Annotated in this window: 10 protein-coding genes; 4 read left to right on the plus strand and 6 right to left on the minus strand. The window is 56.0% G+C overall.

Annotated elements, in window-relative coordinates; all coding sequences use genetic code 11:
- Positions 1 to 35 precede the first annotated feature (35 nt).
- The gene (locus AC1AY0_RS10720; protein WP_476526397.1) at positions 36 to 488 is read left to right on the plus strand and encodes a type II toxin-antitoxin system HipA family toxin; all 453 of its coding nucleotides are present in this window, start codon (positions 36 to 38) and stop codon (positions 486 to 488) included.
- Between the two features lie 24 nt (positions 489 to 512).
- On the opposite strand, the gene AC1AY0_RS10725 is transcribed toward AC1AY0_RS10720, so the two are convergent.
- Complete coding sequence (locus AC1AY0_RS10725) at positions 513 to 1,052, minus strand: DNA-deoxyinosine glycosylase (RefSeq protein WP_476523806.1); 540 nt, start codon at positions 1,050 to 1,052, stop codon at positions 513 to 515.
- Between the two features lie 119 nt (positions 1,053 to 1,171).
- Between AC1AY0_RS10725 and AC1AY0_RS10730 the strand changes: the two genes are divergently transcribed.
- The gene (locus AC1AY0_RS10730; RefSeq protein WP_476523805.1) at positions 1,172 to 2,563 is read left to right on the plus strand and encodes an RNA-binding domain-containing protein; all 1,392 of its coding nucleotides are present in this window, start codon (positions 1,172 to 1,174) and stop codon (positions 2,561 to 2,563) included.
- Positions 2,564 to 2,762: 199 nt separating this feature from the next.
- On the opposite strand, the gene mcrC is transcribed toward AC1AY0_RS10730, so the two are convergent.
- The 3 genes from mcrC to AC1AY0_RS10745 all read right to left on the minus strand — a co-directional run bounded on the left by mcrC (position 2,763) and on the right by AC1AY0_RS10745 (position 5,878).
- The gene (mcrC, locus tag AC1AY0_RS10735; protein WP_476523804.1) at positions 2,763 to 3,800 is read right to left on the minus strand and encodes a 5-methylcytosine-specific restriction endonuclease system specificity protein McrC; all 1,038 of its coding nucleotides are present in this window, start codon (positions 3,798 to 3,800) and stop codon (positions 2,763 to 2,765) included.
- Positions 3,797 to 5,182: an AAA family ATPase gene (locus AC1AY0_RS10740; protein WP_476526399.1), complete on the minus strand. Its 1,386-nt coding sequence runs from the start codon at positions 5,180 to 5,182 to the stop codon at positions 3,797 to 3,799. The genes mcrC and AC1AY0_RS10740 overlap by 4 nt, the downstream gene beginning before the upstream one ends.
- Before the next feature lie 63 nt (positions 5,183 to 5,245).
- Positions 5,246 to 5,878, minus strand: a complete 633-nt coding sequence (locus tag AC1AY0_RS10745) for a hypothetical protein (RefSeq protein ID WP_476523800.1) — start codon at positions 5,876 to 5,878, stop codon at positions 5,246 to 5,248.
- Between the two features lie 107 nt (positions 5,879 to 5,985).
- Here AC1AY0_RS10745 and dnaE point away from each other — a divergent pair, with 107 nt between their 5' ends.
- Positions 5,986 to 9,561: a DNA polymerase III subunit alpha gene (gene dnaE, locus AC1AY0_RS10750; protein ID WP_476523799.1), complete on the plus strand. Its 3,576-nt coding sequence runs from the start codon at positions 5,986 to 5,988 to the stop codon at positions 9,559 to 9,561.
- Positions 9,562 to 9,594: 33 nt separating this feature from the next.
- Here dnaE and AC1AY0_RS10755 read toward each other — a convergent pair whose 3' ends face one another.
- Entirely contained in the window at positions 9,595 to 10,467 is an 873-nt protein-coding gene (locus AC1AY0_RS10755) for a helix-turn-helix transcriptional regulator (protein WP_476526401.1), read from the minus strand.
- A gap of 313 nt (positions 10,468 to 10,780) precedes the next feature.
- On the opposite strand from AC1AY0_RS10755, the gene AC1AY0_RS10760 reads away from it, so the two are divergent.
- Positions 10,781 to 10,948, plus strand: coding sequence for a DUF1643 domain-containing protein (locus AC1AY0_RS10760; protein WP_476523796.1), 168 nt, complete (start codon positions 10,781 to 10,783; stop codon positions 10,946 to 10,948).
- Between the two features lie 187 nt (positions 10,949 to 11,135).
- Here AC1AY0_RS10760 and AC1AY0_RS10765 read toward each other — a convergent pair whose 3' ends face one another.
- Positions 11,136 to 14,888 carry a phosphoribosylformylglycinamidine synthase gene (locus AC1AY0_RS10765; protein ID WP_476523795.1) on the minus strand — a complete coding sequence of 1,251 codons (3,753 nt, stop codon included), beginning with the start codon at positions 14,886 to 14,888 and terminating at the stop codon, positions 11,136 to 11,138.
- Positions 14,889 to 14,925 lie beyond the last annotated feature (37 nt).

The following is a 14,925-nucleotide window of genomic DNA, read 5'->3' on the forward strand; positions in this document are numbered from 1 at the left end:
GACGCTTTCGCCGGCAAAAACAACGGTTTGATCGAGTGCATGATGCCAATGGAGCGCAGCATAAAGTACATATGATTTCCGCAGGCGGTTTGCTGGAAACGTCGCACCGAATTCCCAATCTGGATTATGGATTATTGATGCGTCTCACTATGCGTATTTGCAACAGTGCGGAAGAATGCGAGCGATTGTACCGCCTCATGTGCTTCAACGTATTCATAGGTAACCGCGATGACCATGCGAAGAACTTTTCGTATCTTTATGACGGGACGCGGAACGTATGGCGATTGTCACCCGGATACGATTTGACGGAGAATCCCGGAATCAACGGCGAACACACCACGTCGGTCAACGGCAAGGGGCGAGGCATTACCATCGCCGATATGGTCGGTATTGGCATGAAAGCCGGCATCTCTCGTTTCCGCTGCGTCTCCATCGCCGAAGAAATAAGGAATCGTATTCGCGACGCCGGTTTCACGGTTCGAGATTGATGATTATGGCACGGTGTCAGTCTCTTATATGTGTTCTTGCTTAAAAGCATTGCGGTAGGCGGTGATGAGGTCGGGCAGGCGCATTGATGCGTTGGCTGGGCTGGTGGAGGGCAGCTGGGTCATGCCAATGATGATGCCGGCTTCAACAAGGTGCGGCTCGATAAGTTTGCGATAGAGTTGCGCCGATTTTGCTCCGGTGGTGAAGATATGTGCGATTGGCGCACTGCGCAAGATTGGCGTCAGGTCGTTTGGGATGGCATTGCGGATACTGGCATCGCTCGCACCGGTGATGTCGCAGGAAGCAATCACATCCCACAATGCGATGCCGTGACGTAGTGTAAATGCGCGGCGGGATTCCGCTGAATCGCCTGCACGATCAGACATATCAGCGGGGTCGGCAAAGACTGCTTCCATCACCGGCCAGAATCGATTGCGCGGATGCATGTAGTAGAACGCCGCCTCCCGAGATTTCGGACTTGGCATCGATCCCAAAATCAGCACACGCGATTCGCCGTCCCACACTGGCCCGAATCCATGCTCCACATGCTGCAACATTTCGCCCATGCCCGCTATCGTATCCCTGTTTCTCCTGCAAAAGCTTCTTATCTTATCTTATCTTATCTTATCGATTGTGTAAGATAAGAATAAGATAAGATAGCTTGACAATATGTAAGCGAGGTGTCATGAACGCTCTTTCAGAAGGACCTTCGGTCGAGCTCAAACGTGATTGGGTGGACGGCGCCAAGAGAACGGCTGTGGCCTTCGCGAACACGAACGGTGGTGTCATTTATCTTGGTATTGAGGATGACGGTTCCGTGACCGGAGTGAATGACATCGATATTTCCATGCGCAAGGCCACGCAGGCCATATCGGATGGTATTCGTCCTGATCTCGTAAGTTTTGTCACTGTGGAGCGGGAGGTCCTTGAGGGGAAGACCGTGGTGGCCGTGCATGTCCAGCGCGGGTCGAATAGGCCGTACTATTTGGCGGATAAGGGCATTCGTCCGGCCGGCGTATACGTGCGGTCGGGGGCTGCTTCCATACCGGCGTCCGAATCGGCGATCCTGGACATGATCCGGCAAAGTGCGGGAGACTCGTTCGAGAACGCATTGTCCCTGCGACAGGATCTGACCTTCGTCGCGACGGAATCGGCGTTTCTTGACGCCGGCGTGGAGTTCACGGCCGCGTCGCGCAGGACTTTGGGCATGATTGATCCGGACGGGCGATATACCAATCTCGCGTGGCTGTTGTCGGACCAGTGCGAGGCGTCGACGAAGGTCGCGGTGTTCGCGGACCATGACAAGGAGATGTTTCTCAACCGCCAGGAGTTCACCGGCTCGCTGTTGCTGCAGTTCACGCAGATATCGGAGTTTCTCAGACAGAACAACCGGGTCGCGTCCAGTACGGGGCCTGACATGCGTCGCGTCGATCGGTATGATTATTCACCGTTGGTGATACGCGAGGCGTTGCTGAACATGATCGTGCATCGGGATTATGGGTTGTCCGGCCCGGCTTTGATCAGCATTTTCGATGATCGCATGGAGTTTCTGAACTTCGGGGGACTGCCCGAGGGGCTCAACCGCCAGGACATGCTGAACGGCATCTCGGCCCAACGTAATCCGAGGTTGGCGAACGTGTTCTATCGTCTGCGTTGGGTGGAGGCATATGGCACCGGCATCCGGCGCATCATGGGCGACTATCGTGGCACGGGTCTGCAGCCGGAATTCAGCATCAGCGACCATTCGTTTCGGCTGTCGTTGCCGAAACGCGAGCCGACGCTCCCGCCGGATGGGAATGAAGCATTCCCGGTGTCACGACGGGAGCCGTCGACCGGTATGGCGCGCGGAGCCGATAACGTCGAAGATGATCGCCGACGCATGGTGCTGGATTACGCGAGACATGCCGGTCGTATCACGCGCCGACAGGCGCAGGACGTTACGGGTTTATCCCAATCGGCCGCCGCAAATCTGCTCGGGTCATTGACCAGACAAGGGATGCTGACAAGAGTGGGGAAGGGGCCGGCTACGTCGTACCGACTGTCAGACGGCGGTGCCGAACAGCGGAAAGACGACTGAATGCTGAACGTTTCTTGATCGACCTGCAGACGGCCAACGGGGGAACTCGTGATTGGTGTTGTCGATTGCAGAACTGCATTTGGTAGATGTTTTCCTGTGCCTTGCGTGGTACGGTAGCGTCATCCGGTGATGGATTCGACATGTATCTTGTTGACTTTCGCCAACCGGTTCCAAGCTGAGATTCCGGACGGTGACCCTTTCAATCCAACAGGTAACGTTCGGCTATGGAGCGAAGATCTGCGGTGACCTGATCGAACTTCCGATCCAAGTCCAGGGTCCGTACGCAGATGAGGTTGCCGTCCATATGGTACTCGTCGTCGGGCAGGTCGTTCTCGTTGGTTCTCGCGTACAGCAGCATCCCGGAGACGGTCCGCCCGGTGCCTCGCAGACGGGCTTCGGTGTTCTTCACATAGGTGAACATCTGATACAGGTTCCCTGAATGGATGGTGCGTTTGCCATAGTTGGTCTGCATGGCATGCGTGTAGTATTTCGCATCGATGATGAGCGCGCGGTCACTGGTGTCAAGGAACACGTCCGATCGCATCTGCGGCAGGCGCGACATGCCGGAGCCGGAGTCCAGAGCCCACGCGATGTGCTTCGCGGACGCATGGGTCCACGGCATTTCGCACCGGTAGTAGTTGAGGATGAACCGTTCATACAGGCGGTTCATGGCGTCCTCGTCGAAGAAGCCCATCAGTGTCATGCCATCCGAGCCGTCCGTCTGGATCAATCCTTCGACGACCAGCCGGCATAGGTTGATCAGCGTACGATAGGACCGGTCGACCCGATCCAAGCCCCTGCGCCATTCGATGCGTCGTATGTCGATGCTCGCAATCGGTTCGAACAGTCGCAGCAGGACGCGGAGCCGCTTGCGCCGTTCGTCGCTGATGTCCGCGCGGACCAAGAGTTCCATCGTGGCTTTCAGTATGCGGTTCAGGCGCTCGTCAGCGGTGAAATCATCATATTCGCAAACCAGATGTCGGCTCGCTCTTATGCCGGGACGCAACGATTCCGATATGTCGATGCGCCCGCGGACCGTCGACAGTTCCCCACGGGCGGGATGATAGTCGTGTCTGAGACCCCGTTTGATCCGAGTCTCCACTCCTCTGCACAGGATGTCCGCGCACAGGTCCGCCGCATTGTCGTACTCCTCCGCGTCGAATCCGCGATACGTCTGTTCGTCCATCAGTTCGAGCGCATAGGACAGCATCTGATAGACATTGCGGACCGGGATCATCGGACGGCTTTCCGTAGCTGCTTCACCCAGTCCTCGGCTTTGAATCGGTCGTCGAACCAGTACTCCTCCAGCAGCGGCACGAGCTCATACTCGATGATACCGTCCAACTCGTCCATGTCCCCGGCTTCGAGACCGCACAGGAAGCTGTGGCCGATGCGAAAGCCGGGACCCAACGAGGAGTCCTCCGTGATGGCCGTGTTGAGCTCCTTGATCGTCCCGACCAGCCTGTTGAACGCGTCGGATCCGAGATTTTGCTGATAACGCCGGAATCCGGCGGTGTCGAAACCGGGATCCATGGTGAAGAACGCGAATCGTCTGCGCAGCGCGTAGTCGATCATGGCCAGACTTCGGTCGGCGGTGTTCATCAGTCCGATGACGTATACGTTCGCGGGCACGCCGAACATTTCGTCCACGTACGGCAGCTGCAGTTTCTGTCCGCGTTTGTCCGCTTCGATAAGCATGAACGTCTCGCCGAAGATCCTGCTCAGATTGCCACGGTTGATCTCGTCGATGATAAAGCAGTAGTCGCGCTCGTCATCCTCCTCGGCCTTCTTGCAGAACCGGTAGAACACGCCACGCTCCAATGTGAACCCGTCCTGCGAGGGACGATAGCCCATGATGAAATCCTCGTACGAGTAGCTTTGATGAAACTGGACCATCTCCACCCGAGTGGGATCCTGCTCTCCCAGCAGCGCATAGGCGAGACGCTTCGCCGCGTATGTCTTGCCGACTCCCGGGGCGCCCTGCAGGATCAGGTTCTTCTTGCGCTTCAACAGTGCCGTCACGCGGTCGTAGTCGGATCCCTCCATGTACACGTCGTTCAGGAAATCGTCACGGCCATATGTAGGCCATTGCCTGACAGGCACGTCGTCATCAAAAGATTCGACGTCGAACAGTCTCTCGAGCGTGTCGATGAGCCCGTGTTTGTCGGAGATGTCGGTGAGCGTTTTGTTGTACAGGTCCTTGATGATTTGGGGCGAAGCCAGTTCCACCCAATCCACGGCACGTCCGTTGCAGTAGCCGTCCGGGGCGTCGCGATCGTAATGGTACTCGTCCCGGACGATGCCGCGCCCCAAGATCTGGCCACGGCCCTTGCATGCGAATACCACGTCCCCGGCCTTGATCACATGGCCCATGTCCCAGATGGCCCTACGGGTATGGGTCATATTGTCCCGCCCGTAGATCTTCTTCAGACCGGCATCGATGTCCCGCTTCGTCTCGTATTCGCGGAAGTCGTCACTCACATATCCCAGCCGCATGACGCCGTCCCGGCGGAACCGGTCCCACTTGCTGGCCTGTTCGCCCGGGTGATAGATCCAATACCTCGGCATCAGCTCGTCGGCGTTCTCTATGGGCATGGCATCCTCCTTGACGATAATCAATCGTATAGTATTCGCAACCTCGCCGGATCAAGCCGTTTTGGATCGGGTGGCATGTCTGTCCGCTCAACAGGCGGACAGATGGCGGAGTCTCACCATGCCGAGCGCGATAACCGTGCCATGTTTGATGTCGAGTATTCGTTCCGTGTCGAGCCTGAGGGTGTGATTTGACGAGCGGATGGTCGGGAAACCGGTTTTGAACATGGCTGCGCTTTCTAGCAGATTGAGATGGTTGTTGATGCGTTCGACCAGTGGATTCCAGCCGGTCATCCTGATGACGGTGCCATCAGACAGGTTGCAGGTCCCGGCCTTGAAATTGATTCCAATGACGCCCTGGTGCCCGATGCGGCCAAGGTTGTCCAGCAGTGCCAACAGGTCTTCCACTTGCCAGTCGGCGTCATCGTAGGGATCGTTTGCCGGAACGTAGGAATCGTTCCGCTCGTCGTTCTGTCCGTTGTCCGTAACGCTCACGGCGTCCACCTGTTCATCCCATCCATTGAGGATGAGTGGGAAGATTTCGGCATGCCCGTCGTTCCATTCGACTTCGGTGTTCATGCCAATAATGGCGTCCAAGAAAGATGATATGCGGTCCGCCGCGTGGTGAAAATCATCTCGGGCCATGTTCATCAGGTGGTTCCGGTCGAGCACGAAGCTTGAATTTTCCGCGAGCGTGGTGGTCCAGTCAAGATCGATACACATGACCAGCCTTTCTTTCGAATAGATGATGTTGACTACAATCTACGGTTTCCTGCAAGCATCCGGTATTTATCTACCGGTATTGGCTGCTAGAACATACGGTTCGAAGCATGAGTGGAACCGGAAATTTCGTGCACCTGCACAATCACACGCACTATTCGCTACTGGACGGTGCATCTAGAATCCCTGATCTGGTGAATCGAGTAGCCGAACTTGGTATGTCGGCCGTCGGTATCACCGACCACGGCAACATGCACGGAGCGTACGAATTGTGGCGCACCGCTATAGACCGTGGTATCAAGCCGATTATCGGTATTGAAGCGTACGTGACGCCGGAAACTGCTCGTCAGGACTCTACGCGCATCAACTGGGATACGGCATGGAACCCCAATCTTGACGAGGAGCATCGTCGACGCAACCCGAACGATGTGTCTGGTGGTGGCTGGTATACGCATCTGACCATGTGGGCGGAAACCGATGAAGGACTATCCAATCTCATTAAGGCATCTTCCGTTGCGAATCTCGAAGGGCGAGTGGCGAAATATCCTCGCATGGACAAGGACGTGCTCTCTACCTACTCGAAAGGTGTGATTGCCTCGTCCGGTTGTCCATCGGGTATTGTCCAGACCCGTCTGAGACTCGGTCAGTTCGATGAGGCATTACGTGCGGCAGGTGAGCTGCAGGATATCTTCGGCAAAGACAATTTTTTCATTGAGCTGATGAATCACGGTTTGGAGATTGAAAATCAGGTATCCAATGATTTGCTGACGATTGCGAAGAAACTGAACGCACCGTTGCTGGCCACGAATGATTCGCATTACGTGCATGCCGAAGACGCGGATGCTCAGGATGCGATGCTGTGTATCAATTCGGGTTCGCGCCTGGATGATCCAGGCCGATTTAAATTCGAGGGTACGGGCTATTACATCAAGTCGGCCGATGAAATGCATGAGTTATTCCAAGATTTGCCCGAGGCGTGTGCCAATACATTGGCGATTGCAGAGCGATGCAATGTTATGTTCGACGATAACGAAGACGGTGCATTTATGCCGAAGTTCCCTTGTCCTAAGGGCTGGGATGAAACCGGTTTGTTTTTAAAGAAGGTCGAAGAAGGTCTTGAACAGCGCTATGACGGTAATCCACCGTTGGCGGTGCTGCAACAGGCGGATTACGAGTGTGGCGTGATTTGCCAGATGCAGTTCTGTGGCTATTTCCTCGTGGTGGCAGATTACATCAATTGGGCTAAAACACATGGTGTGATGGTCGGCCCTGGTCGCGGTTCAGCTGCTGGTGCGATGGTGGCGTATGCGATGGGTATCACAGAATTAGATCCGTTACAGCATGGCTTGATTTTCGAACGCTTTCTGAATCCGGAGCGCGTGAGCTTGCCTGATATTGATGTGGATTTCGACCCAGTCGGCCGCGCGAGGGTGCTCGAATACGTGGCTGACAAGTATGGGCATGACAGGGTGGCGCAGTGTGTGATTTACGGCATGATTAAGACGAAGCAGGCTCTGAAGGATTCGGCGCGAATCATGGGCTACGACTTTTCGATAGGCGATACAGCCACAAAGGCGTTGCCTCCGGCTGAAACGGGCGGCAAGGACATCAGTCTACATGACATCTTCAATCCAAAAGCAGAACGGTACGCCGAGGCACGCGAATACCGTGAACTCTATGATTCCAATTCGGATATCAGGCGCATCACTGAAAAAGCTAAGGGCATCGAGGGTCTGATTCGCCAAACTGGCGTGCATGCTTGTGCCACCATCATGGGCAGTGTTCCCATCACCGATGTTTCGCCTTTGCTGGAGCGCAAAGATGGCACTATCACCACCACATTCGAATACCATACGTGCGAAACGTTGGGCTTGGTCAAGATGGATTTTCTTGGTCTGTCCAACCTCACGACCATCCGCGACACGATCCGCAACATCACGGCGAACGGCAAACCGGCCATCGATTACACCAGGATCCCGCTCGACGACAAGGCGACGTACGAGCTGCTGTCTCGCGGCGACACGCTCGGCGTGTTCCAGCTCGATTCCGATGGTATCCGATCCCTGCTCAAAACCATGAGACCCACCTGTTTCAACGATGTCTCTGCGTTGATCGCCCTGTACCGACCCGGTCCGATGGGCATGAAATCGCACATCATGTACGCCAGACGCAAGAACGGTCTGGAGCCCGTCGAGCCTATTCACCCTGAACTGGATGAACCGTTGAGGCAGGTGCTGGGCGAAACTTATGGCCTGATCATCTATCAGGAGCAGGTGCAGTCCGCCGCCCGAATCTTGGCAGGCTATTCGCTGGGCAAGGCGGACGTGCTGCGTCGTGCGATGGGCAAGAAGAAGCCGGAGGTGCTGGCCAAGGAGAAGGTGCCGTTCTTCGCCGGCATGAAGGAGCACAGCTATTCGGAGGAGGCCGCGGAGGCGATCTGGGAGATTCTGGTCCCGTTTTCCGAATATGCGTTCAACAAGGCGCATTCGGCCGCGTATGGGCTGATCTCGTATTGGACCGCGTATCTGAAGACGCATTATCCGGTCGAGTTCATGGCCGCCCTGTTGCAGGGCGCGTCCACGAACAAGGACAAGACCGCGCTGTATCTTGGCGAGGCGCGTCGCATGGGCATCCAGGTGCTTTCCCCGGACGTCAACGAATCGGTGTACGAGTACTCGGCAGTCGGCAACGATATTCGCTTCGGCCTCGGAGCAATCCGAAACGTTGGCGAGAAAGCTGTAGCCGACATCATCGCTGAACGTGAAAGTTTGCGCGGTCCATACAAGAATTTCATGGACTTCATCCGCCGTGTTCCGTTGACTGTACTGAGCCGCCAGCTGGTTGATTCGCTCATCAAGGCTGGTGCGTTTGATTCCACCGATCCTAGCCGTCATGCTTTGAGTGTCGTGTGCGACGCCGCCATTGATGTGATGATTCCAATCAAACGTAAGCAGGAACAAGGCCAGTTTGATTTGTTCTCTGATGATGATATCGACGAATCCATGGGCGATGCCAGCATTACCGTGCCTGATACAGAGGAGTGGGATAAGAGGACCAAACTGAATTTCGAGCGTGAAATGCTCGGCCTGTACGTGTCTGATCATCCACTTTCCGGCATGCAGGCGGTATTGACTGGTTTGCGTGAGATGTCAATCGCGCATCTGATTGATCGGGCCAAGACGATGGCTAATGGTCGGCAGGTCACGCTCGCGGGTTTGATTACTGGTGTAGATCGGCGTGTGTCGAAGAAGGGTAATCCGTGGGCGATTGTAACGATTGAGGATATGGAGAGCAGTATCCAGTGCATGTTCTTCGGCAAGGTGTATGAGGCTGCGACTACTGAGTTGACGTTGGATTCCGTGGTACAGATTCGCGGTCGGGTGGAACTTCGAGATGAGGTCGTATCTCTACGTGCCACAAAACTGCAGATCCCTGACCTAGAAGATAGGAATACTCGCCCACTGACTATCCTTTTGTCGTGGAACGTAGCCAATCGTGCGAACATGAACAGACTCAGACAAGTGCTTCTGAGATACCCCGGTCTCTGCGAGACCAAACTCGCTTTACTGGATGAACATGATAACGCTCAGGTTCTTACGCTCGGTGATCGGTTCCGCATCAAACGAAACGCAGCACTGTTTGCCGAGCTCAAAAGTCTTTTCGGTTCAAGATGCCTTGCCGAATAACTCGTAATTGCTTTGCCGCCGATGGATGTTTCGTCACTCGTATCGATCGAGCAGTATGTGGCCGGCTCTGCGTAGCTCATCGCGGATTGATTGTGGCTCCAGTACCGTGATGCGTACTCCACTGGTGGTGTACTGCAGCGCCCACCATACTACGGCCCAATGGGTTGATGCGACGGTCACCTCGTAGGTATCGTCTCCGACCTGTGTGGCCTTAGCATCGGGAAACCAGTCGAATACCGGCTCGAGTCCACCTTCAACGCGAAGACGTACGGATATCGCTGATCCAGGCGATGGATACGGGCGTTCATCCAAGAATGCCGTCAGATCAATAGGGGAACCGTCTTCATCGGTAAAGCTGTTGAATGCGCGCTCCAGCGTGTGATCGGCGGTATCGACGTGCAAGTCGCGGATGCGTTCGACATGCAGATATGCCAGATTGTCATATGGATGCAAATGACAGACGAGATAGTATTTTTCATTCTTGTATCGCAGATCGTAGGGGTCGGCAACGTATTCTTTTGGACTGCCATCCGTCTTGAGCCGTGGAACGAGTTCGCCGTTGACATCATACGTGCAGTAGCGGAAGCGAATGCTCCGTTCATGCGCGATAGCATCATTTATCTGTTCGATATTGTTAAGGAACTCTCGATTGTAATGCTTAGGCGTTGGCAGTGACCCTCGTATGCCAAGTTGCCTGGAACGGCCGGCGAACGCATAGATTTTGGCGATAAGATCTTGCAGATATTCCCCGTCCGAACGAGACAATGCAGCGCCATCGGCAAGCAGACGCATCTGTGCAGTGTCGAAGACTGGCTCGATATACCAGCCGGGTCGAGGGTCGACGCTGGTTGCGTTCTTGAGGTCTTCTAGTTCTATTCGATCAACCTTGCGTCCGAATGGTTGCATTTCCCGTAGTGCATGGAGATGGCCTCTGACTGTTTTCTCGGTTACTTCAAGTTGTTCGGCTAGCCAGACTGCTGTGACTCCGTGTTCGCGATCTGTGTTTTCGTCAAGTAACTCGAGGATTCCTATGACTATTCCAGATCGAGCATAGGTGTTGCGAGCTGAATCCTGCGCCATAGTTGCATCCTTTCGCCACGTTTGGTCAAATCATGGTCGAATTGCGCCAACCGGTAGAAATCTACTTACTCATTGTAGGTCGGGTGAAACTGATGGAATGATTCTATTGACGATATTCGTGGGGGAGGTTCCATAGCAGATGCCCAATAAATATATTCAATCTTCAGCTAACATAGGCGAAGATGGCAGATACCGATATGAACTTAGCCGTACATGGGATGATGCGCTGCCATCCATCGCATTTATTTTGCTTAACCCCTCGACTGCGGATGCGGATATTGATGATCGTACAGTAGAGCATTGTTGAGACGGATATGCAGATCATAAAAATTGGGGGAGAGAAGAAGAGCAGGCGAAGGCTGCGGGAAAATGAGTCGGCCTGTGGCCGACGCTGTGTTTTCCGCAGCCTTCGCCTGCTCAGAACTACCCCTCAGGCCCGCTTTGCGGGCTAGCTCCCCTGACAAGGGGAGGCAAGGCATGGCGGCATTGTTCGATCAGGCGGCGAAGTAGTCTACGCCGGCTTCGAAGATCGGCTGGTACTTGTCGCCGGGGACGTTCACGTACAGGCCGTTGCCGGAACGCTCGGAGTGGCCCATCTTGCCGAACACGCGGCCGTCCGGGCTGGTGATGCCTTCGATGGCGAGCAGAGAACCGTTCGGATTCACCGAAAGATCCATGCCCGGCACGCCGGCTTCGCTCACGTACTGCGTAGCAATCTGGCCGTTGGCCTTGAGCTGAGCCAGCACATCATCGGAAGCCACGAAACGGCCCTCGCCGTGGGAGATGGCCACAGTGTGCACGTCGCCCACAGCAGTGCGAGCCAGCCACGGGGATAGATTGGAAGCCACGCGAGTGCGCACAAGACGGCTCTGGTGGCGACCGATGGTGTTGAACGTCAGCGTCGGGCATTCGGCGGTCATCGGCACGATATCGCCAAACGGCACCAGACCCAGCTTGATAAGCGCCTGGAAACCATTGCAGATACCGAGCATCAGACCATCGCGGTTCTTCAGCAGGTCGCGCACGGCCTCAGTCACAGCCGGAGCACGGAAGAACGCGGTGATGAACTTGGCGGAACCGTCCGGTTCGTCGCCGCCGGAGAAGCCGCCCGGAATCATCACAATCTGGCTCTTGTTGATTTCCTCCACCAAAGCGGCAGTGGATTCGGCCACAGCGGCCGGAGTCAGATTGTTGATCACCAGGGTATGAGCCTCGGCGCCAGCGCGCTCGAAAGCGGCAGCGGAATCATATTCGCAGTTGTTGCCAGGGAACACCGGAATAATGACGCGCGGCTTAGCCACACCAGTACCCGTGTACACGGTCTTCTTGATGCCAGCGGATTCAGTATGGAAATCAACGGTTTCCACAGTCTGATCCTTCTCAGCACCCTTAGAACGATACGGGAACACGGATTCGATGCCGCTCTCCCAAGCGTTTTGCAGTTCGTTCAGGAAGATGGTCTGGCCAGCTGCGGTGAACGCGTAGGACTCAGTGGTCACACCGATCTCGCCCACTTCAACTAGGTTGGAGACAGCCGGAATCTTCTCGTTATCCTTCAGCTCCACGATGAAGGAACCGTAAGCCGGAGTGAACAGATCATCCAGGCTGATGCCATCGTTCAGCGAGACGCCGATGCCATTGCCCACAGTCATCTTGAACAGAGCCTCAGCCGTGCCACCGTAACCCGGAGTGGAAACAGCCAGAGCAGTGTGGAAGTCGGTGAGCTCCTCAACCAGCGAGAATGCATCGAGCAGCGCATCCTTATCCGGAGTCAGGCCATCGGCCAGGTAACGCGGAGCAATACGCACGATGCGGTGGCCGGCACCCTTGAACTCAGGGGAGGTGGCGCGCTTCATGTTGCCCACGGCCACAGCGAAGGAAATCAGTGTCGGCGGCACATCCAGATTCTCGAAGGAACCGGACATGGAATCCTTACCGCCGATAGCGCCAGCACCGAGATCGACCTGAGCCATCAGAGCGCCAAGCACGGCAGCGGTGGGCTTGCCCCAACGTTCCGGCTCGTCACGCAGCTTCTCGAAGTACTCCTGGAAGCTCAGGTAAGCCTTCTCATGTTCGAAGCCAGCGGCGACCAGCTTGGCCAGTGACTCGACCACAGACAGGTAAGCACCAGTGAACTGGTTCTTCTCCATAATGTACGGGTTGAAGCCCCATGCCATAGCGGAAGCGGTGGTGGTTTCGCCGAACACCGGGAACTTGGCCACCATGGCCTCATTCGGGGTAAGCTGCTTGACGCCGCCGAACGGCATCAGCACAGTGCCGGCGCCGATGGTGGAATCGAAACGCTCGGACAGGCCCTTGTTGGAAGCCACGTTCAAATCGGTGACCAGGGCGTGCATGCGCTCAGACAGGGAACCGGTGGTCCAAGCGGACGGCACAGCGTAAGCCTGCTGGGCTTCCACGTGCACGATCTGATGCTTGGAAGCACCGTTGGAGGCCAGGAATTCGCGGGAAAGGTTGACGATTTCGTCGCCATTCCAGGTCATCACCATGCGAGGATCCTCGGTCACCGTGGCAATCACGGTAGCCTCAAGGTTCTCTTCACGGGCGTAGGAGAGGAACTCGTCCACATCCTCGGCGGCCACGTCCACAGCCATACGCTCCTGAGATTCGGAGATGGCCAATTCGGTGCCGTCCAGGCCCTCGTACTTCTTCGGCACGGTGTTCAAGTCCACGAACAGGCCGTCAGCCAGCTCGCCAACCGCCACAGACACGCCGCCAGCGCCGAAATCGTTGCAGCGCTTGATCAGACGGCATGCGTCGCCGCGGCGGAACAGGCGCTGCAGCTTGCGCTCCACAGGAGCGTTACCCTTCTGCACTTCAGCGCCATCAAGCTCCAGCGACTCCACATTGTGAGCCTTGGAAGCGCCGGTAGCGCCGCCGATGCCATCGCGGCCGGTACGGCCACCCAGCAGGATGATCTTGTCTCCCGGAGCCGGAGTCTCACGGCGCACATGGTCGGCCGGGGTAGCGGCAACCACAGCACCAACTTCCATGCGCTTGGCCACATAGCCCGGGTGATAGATTTCGTCAACCTGACCGGTAGCCAGACCAATCTGGTTGCCATAAGAGCTATAGCCAGCGGCGGCAGTGGTCACCAGCTTGCGCTGCGGCAGCTTGCCTTCCAGAGTCTCGGAAACCGGCACAGTCGGATCTGCAGCACCGGTCACGCGCATAGCCTGGTACACGTAGGAACGGCCGGACAGAGGATCGCGGATGCAGCCGCCGATGCAGGTAGCTGCGCCACCGAACGGTTCAATTTCGGTGGGGTGATTGTGAGTTTCGTTCTTGAACAGGAACAGCCAATCCTCGTCGTGGCCGTTCACATCAACCTTGACCTTAACGGTGCAGGCGTTGATTTCCTCAGACTCATCGAGACCAGTCAGGATGCCGTTCTTCTTCAGCCACTTGGCGCCAATGGTGCCCATATCCATCAGGCACACCGGCTTGGCATCGCGGCCCAGCTCGTGACGCATCTCAAGGTAACGCTCGAAAGCGGCCTTGACTACGGCATCATCGATGTTCACTTCATCCAGCTCAGTGCCGAACGTGGTGTGGCGGCAGTGATCAGACCAATAGGTGTCAATCACCTTGATTTCGGTGATAGTAGGCTCGCGGCCTTCCTCGGAGAAGTACTTCTGGCAGAACTCCAGATCGGCGAGATCCATGGCCAAGCCACGCTCATCGATGAACTTCTGACCAGCTTCAGCATCCATCTCGTTGAAGCCCTTGATGACTTCCACCTTGCCGGGCACCGGCACCTGAGTCTTCAGGGTTTCCTTGGTTTCCAGGCTGGCTTCGCGAGCTTCAACCGGGTTGATGACGTAGTGCTTAATGGTTTCCACGTCTGCATCGGTCAAGTCACCTTCGAGCGCGTACACCTTGGCGGAACGCACGGTCGGGCGCTCACCCTGGGAGATGAGTTGGATGCACTCTGCGGCGGAATCAGCGCGCTGATCGAACTGACCAGGAAGGAATTCGGTGGCGAACACCTTGGCGTTGCCGAAGTCAGGCAAATCGTAGGAGACGTTGTCCACCTGAGGTTCGCTGAACACGGTGGGCACGGTCTGGTTGAACAGGTCTTCGGAAATGCCTTCGGCATCGTAACGGTTCACGATGCGCAAATCTGAGAGCCCGCTTACGCCCAGAATGGTCTTCAGCTCGCCGGCGAGCTGCTGTGCCTCGACATCAAAGCCGGGCTTCTTCTCCACGTATACGCGGAAAACCATGGGAGTCCTTTCTTTTGATTAAAAACAAGTTTGGCTC

It is taken from the genome of Bifidobacterium sp. LH_416 (assembly GCF_056357055.1).

Coding starts and splice junctions, on each gene's coding strand:
- AC1AY0_RS10745 (WP_476523800.1), bottom strand. CDS start 5,878: ATGTGTATCGATCTTGACTGGACCACCACGCTCGCGGAAAATTCAAGC.
- AC1AY0_RS10730 (WP_476523805.1), top strand. CDS start 1,172: ATGAACGCTCTTTCAGAAGGACCTTCGGTCGAGCTCAAACGTGATTGG.
- mcrC (WP_476523804.1), bottom strand. CDS start 3,800: ATGATCCCGGTCCGCAATGTCTATCAGATGCTGTCCTATGCGCTCGAA.
- AC1AY0_RS10765 (WP_476523795.1), bottom strand. CDS start 14,888: ATGGTTTTCCGCGTATACGTGGAGAAGAAGCCCGGCTTTGATGTCGAG.
- AC1AY0_RS10760 (WP_476523796.1), top strand. CDS start 10,781: ATGCCCAATAAATATATTCAATCTTCAGCTAACATAGGCGAAGATGGC.
- AC1AY0_RS10725 (WP_476523806.1), bottom strand. CDS start 1,052: ATGGGCGAAATGTTGCAGCATGTGGAGCATGGATTCGGGCCAGTGTGG.
- AC1AY0_RS10755 (WP_476526401.1), bottom strand. CDS start 10,467: ATGCAACCATTCGGACGCAAGGTTGATCGAATAGAACTAGAAGACCTC.
- dnaE (WP_476523799.1), top strand. CDS start 5,986: ATGAGTGGAACCGGAAATTTCGTGCACCTGCACAATCACACGCACTAT.